The following is a 12,301-nucleotide window of genomic DNA, read 5'->3' as shown; positions in this document are numbered from 1 at the left end:
CCCGACCCTGACCACCTCGGCCCCGGCCCGGACCCGTCCCAGGGCCCAGGATCAGGGGCGTCCCCGATGGTCGGGAGCGCCTCGGGGACGCAGGCTTGAGCCATGACCACGACACCACCCGAAGCACCACCGCCGCCCCAGGACCCGAACGCGGAGGCGCCGCACACCGGCGGCCCGCGCGTCGGCCGGGACCAGGTGCGCGACCTCGGCCGGCTCCGCCGCTCGATCGGCGACCGCAAGGTCGCCGGCGTCGCGGGAGGGCTGGCCCGGCACCTCGACGTCGACCCGCTCGTGCTGCGGATCGCGTTCGTGGTGCTGGTCTTCTTCGGTGGCGCCGGCATCATCCTGTACGCCGCCTGCTGGCTGCTCGTGCCCGAGGAGAACTCGGGCCGCGCGGCCCTCAACCTCGACGACCGCTCCCGGACGTTCGCCCTCCTCATCGCCGGAGCGGTGGCCACGCTGGCGCTCCTCGGCGACAGCTGGGGCGCCTTCTGGTTCCCGTGGCCGCTGGCGGTCGTCGCGCTGATCGCGCTCTGGCTCCTCACCCGCAACGGTTCCTCGTCGAGGTCGTCGCAGGGCAGCACTCCCCCGCCGCCGGCGGCGGCTCCCTACGGACCGCAGCCCGCGCCGCCGACGTACCCGGCCGCGCCGTACGCGCCTTCGCCGCGGGCCACGGCCTACACCGGACCGCCGGCCTACGTCCCGCCGCCGACCTACGTCCCGCCCCCGCGGTACGTCGCGCCGAAGCCGGAGAACCCCCGCAAGCGCGGCCCGGTCCTCTTCTGGTTCACGGTCGCGCTGATCGCGCTGGCCGAAGGGATCCTCGGGATCGTCGACCTCGCGGGCGGCTCGGTCGCCGACCCGGCCTACCCGGCCCTGGCCGTGGCGATCTGCGGCGTGATGCTCCTGGTCGGCGCGTTCTACGGCCGCGCCGGCGGCATCATCGCGATCGGCCTGCTCGCCAGCGTCGGGCTCGCCGGCGCCACCGCCGCCCAGGAGATCGACACCGACTCCTACACGGCCACGCCGCGGACGGCGGCGGAGGTGCAGTCGGTCTACCAGCTCGACGTCGGCGAGCAGCGCGTCGACCTGACCCGGGTCGCCGACCTCGACGCGCTCGACGGCCGGACCATCACGATCGACGGCGATGTCGGCTCGATCGACCTCACCCTGCCCCACGGCCTCCGCGCCACGCTCGACGCCACCGTCGACGGTCCCGGCGAGATCAAGCTCTTCGGCAGCGACGACAGCGACTGGGGCGTCGACGACCGGATGACCGTCGGCAACTCGGGCGATCCCCACGTCACGATCTACCTCAACCTCCACGTCGGCTCGATCGAGGTGACCAACTGATGAGCACCACCACCAACACCACCACCGGACGCCACCCCGTCAACGTCGGTCACCTGGTCATGGGCATCGCGTTCCTCGGCATCGTCGGCGGCTGGGCGCTGATCCAGACGGACGCCGTCACCGGCTCGGACATCCGCTGGCTGCTGCCGGTGCCGTGGGTGCTCGCCGGCGTCGCCGGGCTGACCGCGATCGCGATCTCCGGCAGCCGGCGCTGGTCGAACCGCCAGGTCGGCTGGGTGCCCCCGGCCGAGCCCGACACGACCGCCGACACCGACGCCACCACCAACGACACCACCACCATCGACGACACCGAGGAGCTCCGATGAGCGACCTGACCCGCAAGCGCCTGACCCGCCCCTTCGACGACCGGATGATCGCGGGCGTGTGCTCGGGGATCGCCGACTACCTCGGCATCGACCCGACCCTGGTCCGGGTCGCGGCCGTCGTGGGCGCCGTCTTCAGCCTCGGCGCCGTCGTGCTCGCCTACGTCGCCGCCTGGATCCTCATGCCGGAGCTGTGAAGCCGGCGGGCCTCGAGCGTCGTGTCGGGCTGGTCGGTGAAGAAGCCGTCCACCCCGGCGTCGAGGAAGGCCTGGGTCTCCTCGATGGAGTCGCCGATGTCGGCCGGGTTCTCGCCGCGGCGGTAGCCGGTCGGCAGGAAGGCGTTCTCGTCGCGCATGGTCCACACGTGCACCTGGAGGCCGGCGGCGTGCGCCTCGGGCACGAGCGTCGTGGCGTCGCCGATGGTGCCGCTGCCCGGGTGCCGCGGGAGGACGAGGTCCTTCTCGACCCCGACGGCATCGGCCCACTCCGCCACGCGGCGCAGGCCGGTCGTGGTCACCAGGTCGCTCCGCTCACCACGGGGCCCGGTGGCCGCGACCAGCTGCACCAGCGGCAGCTCGGTGCGTGACCGGAGCCACCGGAGCGTGTCGGGCTCGAAGCACTGGAGGAAGGCGGCTGCGTCCCGCCCGGCGTACCCGTGCCGGGTGAGCGCGTCGAGGGCGGGCTGCTCCAGGGCGAGGCCGAGGCCGGCGAAGTACGACGGGTGCTTGAGCTCGGGGTAGACCCCGATCCGCCGGCCGAGCCGCGCCGACTCGGCGTCGACCAGCTCGAGGATCTCCTCGAACGTCGGCACCGTGTAGCGACCGTCGTACCGGGTGTTGCGGGGCCGCAGCTCGGGGAGCCGCTCGATCGCCCGCAGGGTGCGCAGCTCGGCGAGCGTGAAGTCCTCGACGAACCAGCCGGTCACCTCGCGGCCGTCGATCTCCTTGGTCGTCATCCGGTCGGCGAAGTCGCCGCGTCGCGCCACGTTGGTGGTGCGGCCGATCTCGGCCTCGTGGCGGGCGACCAGGACGCCGTCGCGCGTGGGGACCAGGTCGGGCTCGACGAAGTCGGCGCCGAGCGCGATCGCGAGGCGGTACGACGCGAGCGTGTGCTCGGGGCGGTAGCCGGAGGCGCCCCGGTGGGCGATGACGATCGGCCGCTCGGTCATGGGTCCAGGAGAGTCGGGCGGGGTGTCCGATCGGCAGGGTCGACGTGAACGGGCGGTGAAGGGGCCAAGATGAGCCCATGACCTCCGCACTGGACGCGATCGCGTCCCAGCCCGCGCTCGAGCGACCCGACCTGCTCGCCCCGCCGGTGCTGGCCGCGCTCGAGGCCTGGCCGCACGCGGACCGGCTGCGGGTCTTCGAGATCGACCCGGCGATCGCCGACACCACCGCGCTCAACGAGGCCTACGGGCTCCCCGCCGAGACCGGCGCCAACTGCGTGGTCGTCGGGGGCGCCCGCGGCGGCGACGAGCGGGTCGCGGCCTGCCTGGTCCGGGCCGACACCCGCGCCGACGTCAACAAGGTGGTGCGCCGCGAGCTCGACGTGCGCAAGGCCTCCTTCCTGCCCATGGAGCGGGCGGTCGAGGAGTCCGGCATGGAGTACGGCGGCATCACCCCGGTCGGCCTGCCCGCGGGGTGGCGCCTGCTGGTCGACTCGCGGGTCCTCGAGGTCGACCTGACCGTGATCGGCTCCGGCGTACGCCGCTCCAAGCTGCTGCTCCCCGGCGCCCTGGCCGGCGAGCTCCCCGGCGCCGAGGTCATCGAGGGACTGGCGCAATGACCCGCCCGCGGAGGCGAGCAGTCGTCGCGGTGGTGCTCCTCGCGGGATCGCTCGCGGCCTGCTCCAGCAGCAGCGACGAGGGCACCAGGACCGCACCGGAGCCGTCGCCGACCAGCTCGATCCGGACCCTCACCCCGATCGCGCTCCCGCCGCCCCCGCCGCCGACCGGCAAGCTCATCGCGGACATGCGCCAGTCCTCGCGCGACGCCGCGGCGGGGCGGATGGAGGTCTGGATCGACAACGACACCGCCGGCCAGATCCGGCCGACGAAGCTGACCTACCGCGACCCCCGCTACCGCACCCCCCTGCCCGGCACCCGGCTGCGGCCGGTGCCCTCGCAGTCCGAGCGCGGCTTCCAGATCCAGCTGCCCGCGCGCCCGGCCTGCGACCACCCGGACGGTCGCGGCACCGTCGAGGTCCGCTACCGTACCGAGGACGGCGACCTGCACACGCGCACGGTGCGAGTCGCCGACGAGACCGACGTCGCGGGCCGCTACACCCGCGCCCGCTGCACGGAGCTGGCGGTCGCCGGGGTCGCCGCCCTGTCGTGGTCGGACCACGTGGGCTTCTCCGGCAAGGCCGGCGACCCCGGCACCCTGACCCTCGTGGTCCGTCCGTCCGGCGGGAGTGGCACGCTCACCCTCGACTCGATCTCCGGTACGCCGATCCTCACCCCCGTCGGCAGCGACGTGTGGCGACCGGACGCGACCATCCACGGCACCGACGGTCCGACCCGGATCGACCTCCCGGTCAAGCCCAACCGCTGCGACGACCACGCCTTCCTGGAGTCGGGCGGCGCGACGGCGTTCAAGATCGGTCTGCACATCGACGGGAAGCCCGGTCAGATCACGCTGCGGATGAGCATCCCCGGCGCGGCCCACGCCATCGACTTCGCCAAGGACTCCTGCGGCAACCTCGGCACCGTCTCCGGCGGCGGCTGAGCGGGCGATCCCGTGACCACGGTCACCGCGAAAACGATTCGCTAGCGAAGGGTCCCGTTCCCTAGCGTTGCCGGGTGCGCCGCCTGCCCCTCGACCACCCCGGGACCGCCGACCACCGCAGCCCCGGACGGTTCCTGTGGTGGATGGCCGGCCAGCAGTGGCGCACCCTGGCCGGTGGCATGGCCTTCGGCATCGTCTGGATGTGCGCGCAGGCCGTGATGCCCGCCGTCATCGGCCGGGCGATCGACCAGGGCGTCGCCGCCAAGGACACCGACCGGCTCCTCGAGTGGGCGGGGGTCCTCCTCGCGATCGGCCTCGTCCAGGCGGGCGCCGGGATCATGCGGCACCGCTTCGCGGTCACCAACTGGCTGACCGCGGCGTACCGCATCGTGCAGCTGGTGACCCGCCAGTCCGTCCGCCTCGGCGGCACCCTCCCGCGCAAGGTGTCGACCGGCGAGGTGGTCGCGATCGGCACCAACGACCTCTCCCACATCGGGCAGGTCATGGACGTCTCGGCGCGCTTCTCGGGCGCGGTCGTCTCCTTCGTCGTGGTCGCGGTGATCCTGCTGCAGACCTCGGTGACGCTCGGGCTCGTCGTCCTGCTCGGCGTGCCGCTGATGATGCTGTTGCTGACCCCCATCCTCGGCCCCCTGCAGCGCAGCAGCGCCCACCAGCGCCACCTCATGGGCCGGCTCTCCAACACCGCCAGCGACATCGTCGGCGGGCTGCGGGTGCTCCGTGGGATCGGCGGCGAACAGGTCTTCGCCGACCGCTACCGCCGCGAGTCGCAGAGCGCCCGGTACGCCGGCGTGCAGGTCGCCCGGCTCCAGTCGGTGCTCGACGCGCTCCAGGTCTTCCTGCCCGGCTTCTTCGTCGTCGTGGTCGTCTGGATCGGCGCCCGCTCGGCGGTCTCCGGCAGCATCACGGCCGGCGAGCTGGTCGCCTTCTACGGCTACTCCGCGTTCCTGATGATCCCGCTGCGGACGGCCACCGAGTACGCCAACAAGGTGATCCGCGGCCGCGTCGCGGCGGCCCGCATCTGCCGGGTCCTCGAGCTCGACCCCGAGGTCGGCGTACCGGCCGAGGTCGCCGGGTCCCCCGCCACCGGCGTCGACCTGGTCGACGCGCGCAGCGGCCTGACCGTCCGGGCCGGCGTGCTCACCGCGATCGTCAGCGACCAGCCCGACGACTCCGCGCTGCTCGCCGACCGGCTCGGGATGACCGCCTCACCGGTCGACGACGAGGTCACGCTCGGCGGCGTCCCGCTGACCGCCCTGGACCCGGTCGAGGTGCGCGAGCGGATCGTCGTCTCCGACACCGGTGCGCTCTTCTTCTCCGGGCGGCTCGGCGACGGGCTCGACCTCAGCGGCCACGGCGACGTCGACCGGGCCCTCGACACGGCCTCCGCGGCCGACATCCTCGACGCGCTCACCGAGGGCCTCGACACGATCGTCGCCGAGCGCGGCCGCAGCTTCTCCGGCGGCCAGCGGCAGCGCCTCGTGCTCGCGCGTGCGCTGGCCCTCGACCCCGAGGTGCTCGTGCTGGTCGAGCCGACCTCGGCCGTCGACGCCCACACCGAGTCGCGGATCGCGGCGCGGCTGCGGCACCACCGGGCCGGCCGGACCACCGTCGTCACCTCGACGAGCCCGCTGATGCTCGACACCGCCGACGTCGTCGCCTTCCTCGAGGGCGGCCGCGTCGTCGCGACCGGCACGCACGCCGAGCTGCTCGCCTCGTCCGCCGCCTACCGCCGCGTGGTGACCCGCGAGACCGACCTCGAGGCGGTGGGCGCATGAGCAGCCAGGTCTCGGGACACCTGCCCGTCGCCGACGACCGCGCCGTACGCCGCTACGTCGCGCAGCTCGCGCGCCGCCACCCGCGGATGCTGTACGGCGCCCTTTCCCTGCACGTCGGCGCGGCGCTGGCCGCGCTGGCCGCCCCGCGGCTCCTCGGCGACCTCGTCGAGGCGGTCCAGAACGGCACCACCACCGGCCACGTCGACCGGATCGTCGGCGTCCTGGCCGCCTTCCTGGTCGTGCAGACCGTGCTCACCCGCTATGCCCGCTACCTCAGCCAGGTGCTCGGCGAGCAGGTGCTGGCCGAGCTGCGCGAGGACTTCGTCGACAGCACGCTCGCGCTGCCTGTCGGAGTGGTCGAGGAGGCCGGGTCGGGCGACCTACTGACCCGCACCAGCCGCGACGTCGACCAGCTCGGCTGGTCGATCCGGATGGCGCTGCCCGAGTGGACGATCGCGGTGGTCACCGCGGTGGTGACCTTCGTGGCGGCGATCAGCGTCGGCTGGTGGGTCGCGCTCCCCTGCCTGCTCGGTGTCCCGCCGCTGGTGATCGGGCTGCGGTGGTACCTCCGGCGCGCCAAGGACGGCTACCTGCGCGAGTCCGCGACGTACTCCCGCATCAACGCAACGCTCACCGAGACCGTCGAGGGAGCGCGCACGGTCGAGGCGCTCGGGCTCGGCCGTCGGCGGATCGCGGCCGCCGACGAGGACATCGAGGCGTCGTACTGGGCGGAGCGCTACACGCTCTACCTGCGCACGGTCTTCTTCCCGAACATGGAGATCGCCTACCTGGTGCCGACGGTCGCGACGCTGCTCTTCGGCGGCTACCTCTACACCCAGGGCGAGGTGTCGCTCGGGGCCGTCACCGCCGCGACCCTCTACGTCCAGATGCTCATCGACCCGGTCGACCGGATCGTCTCGATCCTCGACGAGCTGCAGCTGGGCGCGGCCTCGCTGGCCCGGCTGCTCGGCGTCGCCCAGGTGCCCGACGACCGCGAGGTCAGCGGCCGCGAGCCCGCGGGCGAGCAGCTGGAGGCCGACGACGTGCGGTTCTCGTACGTCGAGGGGCGCGACGTCCTACACGGCGTCTCGCTCGACGTCGGCGTGGGCGAGCGGATCGCGATGGTCGGGCCGTCCGGTGCCGGCAAGTCGACCCTCGGCCGGCTGCTCGCCGGCATCCACCCGCCGCGCACCGGCGCGGTGACCGTCGGCGGCGTCGGCCTGGTCGAGCTGCCCCTCGACGACCTGCGCGGCCACGTCGCGCTGGTGACCCAGGAGCACCACGTCTTCGTCGGCACCATGCGCGAGAACCTCGTCCTCGCGCGCCCGGGTGCCTCCGACGACGACGTGCGGTCGGCGCTCGACGCCGTCGACGCCCTCGACTGGGTCGACGCGCTGCCCGAGGGGCTCGACACCGAGGTCGGCTCCGGCGGCCGCGCCGTCACCGCCGCCCAGGCGCAGCAGATCGCCCTGGCCCGCCTGGTCCTCGCCGACCCGCACACCCTCGTGCTCGACGAGGCCACCTCCCTCATCGACCCGCGCGCGGCCCGCCACCTGGAGCGGTCCCTGGCCGCCGTACTGGAGGGGCGCACCGTCATCGCGATCGCCCACCGCCTCTTCTCCGCCCACGACGCCGACCGGGTCGCCGTGGTCGAGGACGGCCGGATCTCCGAGCTCGGCTCCCACGACGAGCTGGTCGCCACCGGCGGCTCCTACGCCGCACTCTGGGAGTCCTGGCACGGTCGCGGCTGAGCGGTGAGGCGCCGCGGCGGGTTTCCCCGGGCGGCCGGGGAAAACTGCCGACACGCCGCGGCATCGTCGGTGTGTCGGCGGGTTTCCCCGGGCAGCCGGGGAAACCCGCCCACCCACCCTCGACACCACAACCGTGACAGTTATGCTGTCACAATGAAGCTCTCGACCCCCCTCATGTACGACGGCAACCCACGCCAGGCGGCCGACCAGGTCGCCGCGCTGGAGAAGGCGGGGCTCGACCTCGTCTGGGTGGCGGAGGCCTACGGGTTCGACTCCCCCACGCTGATGGGCTACCTCGCCGCCAAGACCGAGACCATCCAGATCGCCGCGGGCATCCTCAACGTCTTCTCGCGTACGCCGAGCGCGCTGCTCCAGACCGCGGCCGGCCTCGACAACGTGTCCGGCGGCCGCGCCGTGCTCGGGCTGGGCGCGTCCGGCCCGCAGGTGATCGAGGGCTTCCACGGCATGCCGTACGAGCGGCCGCTGGGTCGCACTCGCGAGGTCATCGAGATCGTCCGGATGGGCCTGCGCCGCGAGCGCCTCGTCCACGAGGGCAAGAACTTCACCCTGCCGCTGCCCGCCGACCAGGGGCTCGGCCTCGGCAAGCCGCTGAAGATCCTCACCCAGGTCGAGCGCGAGTCCATCCCGATCTGGGTCGCCGCCCTCGGCGACGCCAACGTCGCGATGACCGCCGAGCTCGCCGACGGCTGGCTGCCGCACCTCTTCTACCCCGAGAAGGCCCAGTCGGTGTGGGGCGAAGCCCTCGCCAAGGGCAACGCCAAGCGCTCGGCCGACCTCGGCCCGCTGGAGATCTCCGCCGGCGGCATGGTCGCGATCGGCGAGGGCGAGGACACCAAGGCGCTGCTCGACTTCATGCGCCCGATGTACGCGCTGTACGTCGGCGGCATGGGCGCCCGTGGCAAGAACTTCTACAACGACCTCGCCTGCCACTACGGCTACGAGAAGGAGGCCAAGGAGATCCAGGACCTCTACCTCGACGGCAAGAAGAAGGAGGCCGAGGCCCTGGTCCCGCTCGAGTGGCTCGAGGCCGGCAACCTGGTCGGCCCGGAGTCCTACGTCAAGGAGCGCCTGGCCGCCTTCGCCGAGTCCGGCGTCACCGTCCTGTCCGTCGTCCCCGCGACCGCCGACCCGGCCGCGACCATCTCCCAGATCAAGGAGTGGGTGTCCTGATGACCGAGCGTCCGTCCATCTACGAGCAGGAGCACGAGGACTTCCGCGCCAGCGTGCGCGCGTTCTGCGAGAAGGAGATCGTCCCCTTCCACGACCAGTGGGAGCAGGACGGGCAGGTCGACCGCGAGGTCTGGCGCAAGGCCGGCGAGGCCGGCCTCCTCTGCTTCGACGTCGACGAGGAGTACGGCGGCGCCGGGGTCAACGACTTCCGCTACCACACGATCGTGGCCGAGGAGATGGCCCGGGTCGGCGCCAGCGGACCGGGCTTCCCGGTGCACAGCGACATCATCGTCCCCTACATCTCCTCGCTCGGGACGCCGGAGCAGAAGCAGCGCTGGCTGCCCGGCCTGGTCAGCGGCGAGCTGATCTCGGCGATCGCGATGACCGAGCCGGGTGCCGGCAGCGACCTGCAGGGCATCCGCACCTCGGCGGTCGACAAGGGCGACCACTACGTCCTCAACGGCTCCAAGACCTTCATCAGCAACGGCATCCTGTCCGACCTGGTGATCGTGGTCTGCCGCACCGACCCCGAGGCCGGCCACAAGGGCATCAGCCTGCTCGTCGTCGAGCGCGGCATGCAGGGCTTCGAGCGCGGCCGCAACCTCGACAAGGTCGGCATGAAGGCCCAGGACACGGCCGAGCTGTTCTTCGACAACGTCGAGGTGCCCAAGGCGAACCTCCTCGGCGAGGAGGGCTCCGGCTTCATCTCGCTGATGATGAACCTCCCCCAGGAGCGCATCTCCATCGCCGCGATGGCAGTCGCCGCGGTCGAGCACGTCCTCGACCTCTCGCTGTCCTACGCCAAGGAGCGCACGGCCTTCGGCAAGCCGATCGGGTCCTTCCAGAACACCCGGTTCGTGCTGGCCGAGATGGCGACACACGCCCACATCGCGCGGGTCTTCATCAACGACTGCATCCTCAAGCTCAACGCCGGCGAGGTCGACACCACGCTCGCGTCGATGGCGAAGTGGTGGACCACCGAGCTGCAGAAGCAGGTCGTCGACGCCGGCGTCCAGCTGCACGGCGGCTACGGCTACATGCTGGAGTACCCCATCGCGAAGGCGTACGTCGACAGCCGGATCCAGACGATCTACGGCGGCACCACCGAGATCCAGAAGGAGATCATCGGACGCTCGCTCGGGGTCTAGGTGGGACGGCTAGGGTGTGACCCACGCCACGCGAGCCCACCCCGAGGAGCAGCGATGTCCGACGTACTCACCGAACGCGCCCGCGTCCAGCAGCTCGTCGAGGGGCGCACCCTCGTCGACGCGCTGGCCGAGACCGCAGCCGCGCACGCCGACCAGCCGGCCTACTCCGACCGGCACCACGCTGCGGAGGGCGAGAGCTGGCGCACGCTGACGTGGGGCGAGACCCGCGACCGCGCCCTCGACGTCGCGGCCGGGCTGATGGAGGCCGGCGTCGCGGCCGGCGACACGGTCGCGATCATGGCGACCAACCGGGTCGAGCACTTCCTCGCCGACATGGGCGCCGTGCACGCCGCGGCGACGCCGATGTCGATCTACAACACGCTCTCGGCCGAGCAGGTCGCGTACGTCGCGCACCACGCCCGCCCGAGGGTGGTCGTGCTCGAGACCGCCGACCACCGGGCGCGCTGGGAGAAGGCGCTCGCCGAGGTCGACAGCATCGCGCGGGTCGTCACCCTCGACCAGGACTGGGACGACCTGGTGGCCGCCGGTGCGGCCTACCGGGCCGAGCACCCGGGCGCCGTCGAGGACCGGGCCGCGGAGGTGACCCCGGCGACGGCGGCGACGATCCTCTACACGTCGGGCACCACCGGCAACCCGAAGGGCGTGGTGCTCACCCACCACAACGTGCTCTACGAGGCGATCTCCACCCAGGAGAAGGCCGGCATGCTCGACCCGCAGCGGTCGGTGAGCTACCTCCCGCTCGCCCACATCGCCGAGCGGGTCCTGGGGCTCTACGGCCCGCAGATCACCGGCAGCCACATGTACGCCATCGGCGACCCGGCCGAGCTGCTCGCGACGCTCGGCGAGGTGCACCCGACGGCCTTCTTCGGGGTGCCGCGGGTGTGGGAGAAGATCAAGACCGGCATCTCCGCCAAGCTCGCCGCCGACCCGGACCCCGCCAACCGCGAGATGGTCCAGCGGTCCATGGCCGCCGGCCTGGCCTGGGTGCAGGCGCAGGAGGTCGGCGGCACGATGACCCCCGAGGTCGAGGAGGCCTACCGCCAGGCCGACGAGCAGATCCTCGGCTTCCTCAAGCTGCTGCTCGGCCTCGACCAGGTCACTTGGGCCGGCTCCGCCGCGGCACCGATGCCGCTCGACGTCGCGCAGTTCATGGCCGGCCTCGGCCTCAAGGTGTACGACGTCTACGGCATGACCGAGACCTGCGGCGCGGTGACCGCCAACGGCCCGGACGCCTTCAAGCTCGGCACGGTCGGCCAGGCCAACCCGGGCATGGAGATCCGCCTCGGCGAGGACGGCGAGATCCTGGTGCGGGGCCCGGTCAACACGCCCGGCTACCACCTCCAGGAGGAGGCGACCCGTGCGCTGGTCGACGAGGACGGCTGGCTGCACACCGGTGACATCGGCGTTCTCGACGACGACGGCTTCTTCTCGGTCGTGGACCGCAAGAAGGAGCTGATCATCACCTCGGCCGGCAAGAACGTCGCGCCCTCCAACATCGAGAACTACCTCAAGGAGTCGCCGCTCATCGGGCACGCGATGGCGATCGGCGACAACCGCCCGTACGTCGTCGCGATCCTCACCCTCGACGGCGAGATCGCACCGCTCATGGCCCAGCAGATGGGCGTCGAGTTCAGCGACCTCGCCGACCTCGCCCAGAAGCCGGAGATCGTCGCGGCCGTGCGGCAGGCCGTCGACGCCGCCAACGAGCGTCTCTCCCGTCCCGAGCAGGTCAAGTCCTTCGAGCTGCTCGGCGTCGAGTGGACCGCCGAGTCCGAGGAGCTGACGCCGACGCTGAAGCTGAAGCGGCGCGTCGTCAACACCAAGTACTCCGACGTGGTGGACCGCCTCTACGGCTGACCGATAAGGATCGGTAGGGACCGGCCCGCCCGCCGTCAAGGAACCGTCAAGACGGTGCGGGCCGGGTCGCCCGCGGGCGTACCACTGGGGCGTGACTGATCTCCTCTACCTCCTGCTGACGCTCGCCGCGTTCGC

At 72.5% G+C, this 12,301-nt stretch carries 11 protein-coding genes; 10 read left to right on the top strand and 1 reads right to left on the bottom strand.

The annotated features are described in order from the left end of the window. The first annotated feature begins 102 nt into the window (after positions 1 to 102). Genes K8U61_RS18455 through K8U61_RS18445 form a run of 3 tightly spaced genes read left to right on the top strand, consistent with a single transcriptional unit; the run spans position 103 to position 1,873 of the window. Complete coding sequence (locus K8U61_RS18455) at positions 103 to 1,353, top strand: PspC domain-containing protein (RefSeq protein ID WP_224124523.1); 1,251 nt, start codon at positions 103 to 105, stop codon at positions 1,351 to 1,353. After that, entirely contained in the window at positions 1,353 to 1,679 is a 327-nt protein-coding gene (locus tag K8U61_RS18450; protein WP_224124522.1) for a hypothetical protein, read from the top strand. Before K8U61_RS18455 ends, K8U61_RS18450 begins: the two co-directional genes overlap by 1 nt. Beyond that, positions 1,676 to 1,873, top strand: a complete 198-nt coding sequence (locus K8U61_RS18445; protein ID WP_224124521.1) for a PspC domain-containing protein — start codon at positions 1,676 to 1,678, stop codon at positions 1,871 to 1,873. Before K8U61_RS18450 ends, K8U61_RS18445 begins: the two co-directional genes overlap by 4 nt. Here the strand turns inward: K8U61_RS18445 and K8U61_RS18440 are convergent. Continuing rightward, a complete protein-coding gene (locus tag K8U61_RS18440) occupies positions 1,837 to 2,844 on the bottom strand; it encodes a glycerophosphodiester phosphodiesterase (RefSeq protein WP_224124520.1) in 1,008 nt (335 codons plus the stop codon). The genes K8U61_RS18445 and K8U61_RS18440 overlap by 37 nt on opposite strands. Positions 2,845 to 2,921: 77 nt before the next feature. On the opposite strand from K8U61_RS18440, the gene K8U61_RS18435 reads away from it, so the two are divergent. From K8U61_RS18435 to K8U61_RS18405, 7 genes are all read left to right on the top strand, one after another. After that, positions 2,922 to 3,461 (top strand): YbaK/EbsC family protein, encoded by a 540-nt coding sequence (locus tag K8U61_RS18435; protein WP_224124519.1) that lies wholly within the window; start codon positions 2,922 to 2,924, stop codon positions 3,459 to 3,461. Next, complete coding sequence (locus tag K8U61_RS18430; RefSeq protein WP_224124518.1) at positions 3,458 to 4,402, top strand: hypothetical protein; 945 nt, start codon at positions 3,458 to 3,460, stop codon at positions 4,400 to 4,402. The genes K8U61_RS18435 and K8U61_RS18430 overlap by 4 nt, the downstream gene beginning before the upstream one ends. A gap of 74 nt (positions 4,403 to 4,476) precedes the next feature. Next, positions 4,477 to 6,198 carry an ABC transporter ATP-binding protein gene (locus K8U61_RS18425; protein ID WP_224124517.1) on the top strand — a complete coding sequence of 574 codons (1,722 nt, stop codon included), beginning with the start codon at positions 4,477 to 4,479 and terminating at the stop codon, positions 6,196 to 6,198. After that, complete coding sequence (locus K8U61_RS18420; protein ID WP_224124516.1) at positions 6,195 to 7,949, top strand: ABC transporter ATP-binding protein; 1,755 nt, start codon at positions 6,195 to 6,197, stop codon at positions 7,947 to 7,949. Before K8U61_RS18425 ends, K8U61_RS18420 begins: the two co-directional genes overlap by 4 nt. A gap of 153 nt (positions 7,950 to 8,102) precedes the next feature. After that, positions 8,103 to 9,140, top strand: coding sequence for an LLM class F420-dependent oxidoreductase (locus tag K8U61_RS18415; protein ID WP_224124515.1), 1,038 nt, complete (start codon positions 8,103 to 8,105; stop codon positions 9,138 to 9,140). Continuing rightward, positions 9,140 to 10,288 carry an acyl-CoA dehydrogenase family protein gene (locus tag K8U61_RS18410; protein ID WP_224124514.1) on the top strand — a complete coding sequence of 383 codons (1,149 nt, stop codon included), beginning with the start codon at positions 9,140 to 9,142 and terminating at the stop codon, positions 10,286 to 10,288. The genes K8U61_RS18415 and K8U61_RS18410 overlap by 1 nt, the downstream gene beginning before the upstream one ends. 54 nt (positions 10,289 to 10,342) lie before the next feature. Next, positions 10,343 to 12,166: an AMP-dependent synthetase/ligase gene (locus K8U61_RS18405; RefSeq protein ID WP_224124513.1), complete on the top strand. Its 1,824-nt coding sequence runs from the start codon at positions 10,343 to 10,345 to the stop codon at positions 12,164 to 12,166. Positions 12,167 to 12,301 lie beyond the last annotated feature (135 nt).

This window comes from Nocardioides mangrovi, assembly GCF_020073815.1.
Lineage (GTDB): Bacteria > Actinomycetota > Actinomycetes > Propionibacteriales > Nocardioidaceae > Nocardioides > Nocardioides mangrovi.
The sequence above is the reverse complement of the archived record's forward strand: the minus strand, read 5'-3'. Positions and strand labels throughout refer to the sequence as shown.

What these genes read in the sequence shown, in the direction of transcription:
- K8U61_RS18420 (WP_224124516.1), top strand. Translation starts at nt 6,195, where the DNA reads ATGAGCAGCCAGGTCTCGGGACACCTGCCCGTCGCCGACGACCGCGCC.
- K8U61_RS18450 (WP_224124522.1), top strand. Translation starts at nt 1,353, where the DNA reads ATGAGCACCACCACCAACACCACCACCGGACGCCACCCCGTCAACGTC.
- K8U61_RS18410 (WP_224124514.1), top strand. Translation starts at nt 9,140, where the DNA reads ATGACCGAGCGTCCGTCCATCTACGAGCAGGAGCACGAGGACTTCCGC.
- K8U61_RS18445 (WP_224124521.1), top strand. Translation starts at nt 1,676, where the DNA reads ATGAGCGACCTGACCCGCAAGCGCCTGACCCGCCCCTTCGACGACCGG.
- K8U61_RS18415 (WP_224124515.1), top strand. Translation starts at nt 8,103, where the DNA reads ATGAAGCTCTCGACCCCCCTCATGTACGACGGCAACCCACGCCAGGCG.
- K8U61_RS18440 (WP_224124520.1), bottom strand. Translation starts at nt 2,844, where the DNA reads ATGACCGAGCGGCCGATCGTCATCGCCCACCGGGGCGCCTCCGGCTAC.
- K8U61_RS18430 (WP_224124518.1), top strand. Translation starts at nt 3,458, where the DNA reads ATGACCCGCCCGCGGAGGCGAGCAGTCGTCGCGGTGGTGCTCCTCGCG.
- K8U61_RS18455 (WP_224124523.1), top strand. Translation starts at nt 103, where the DNA reads ATGACCACGACACCACCCGAAGCACCACCGCCGCCCCAGGACCCGAAC.
- K8U61_RS18435 (WP_224124519.1), top strand. Translation starts at nt 2,922, where the DNA reads ATGACCTCCGCACTGGACGCGATCGCGTCCCAGCCCGCGCTCGAGCGA.
- K8U61_RS18405 (WP_224124513.1), top strand. Translation starts at nt 10,343, where the DNA reads ATGTCCGACGTACTCACCGAACGCGCCCGCGTCCAGCAGCTCGTCGAG.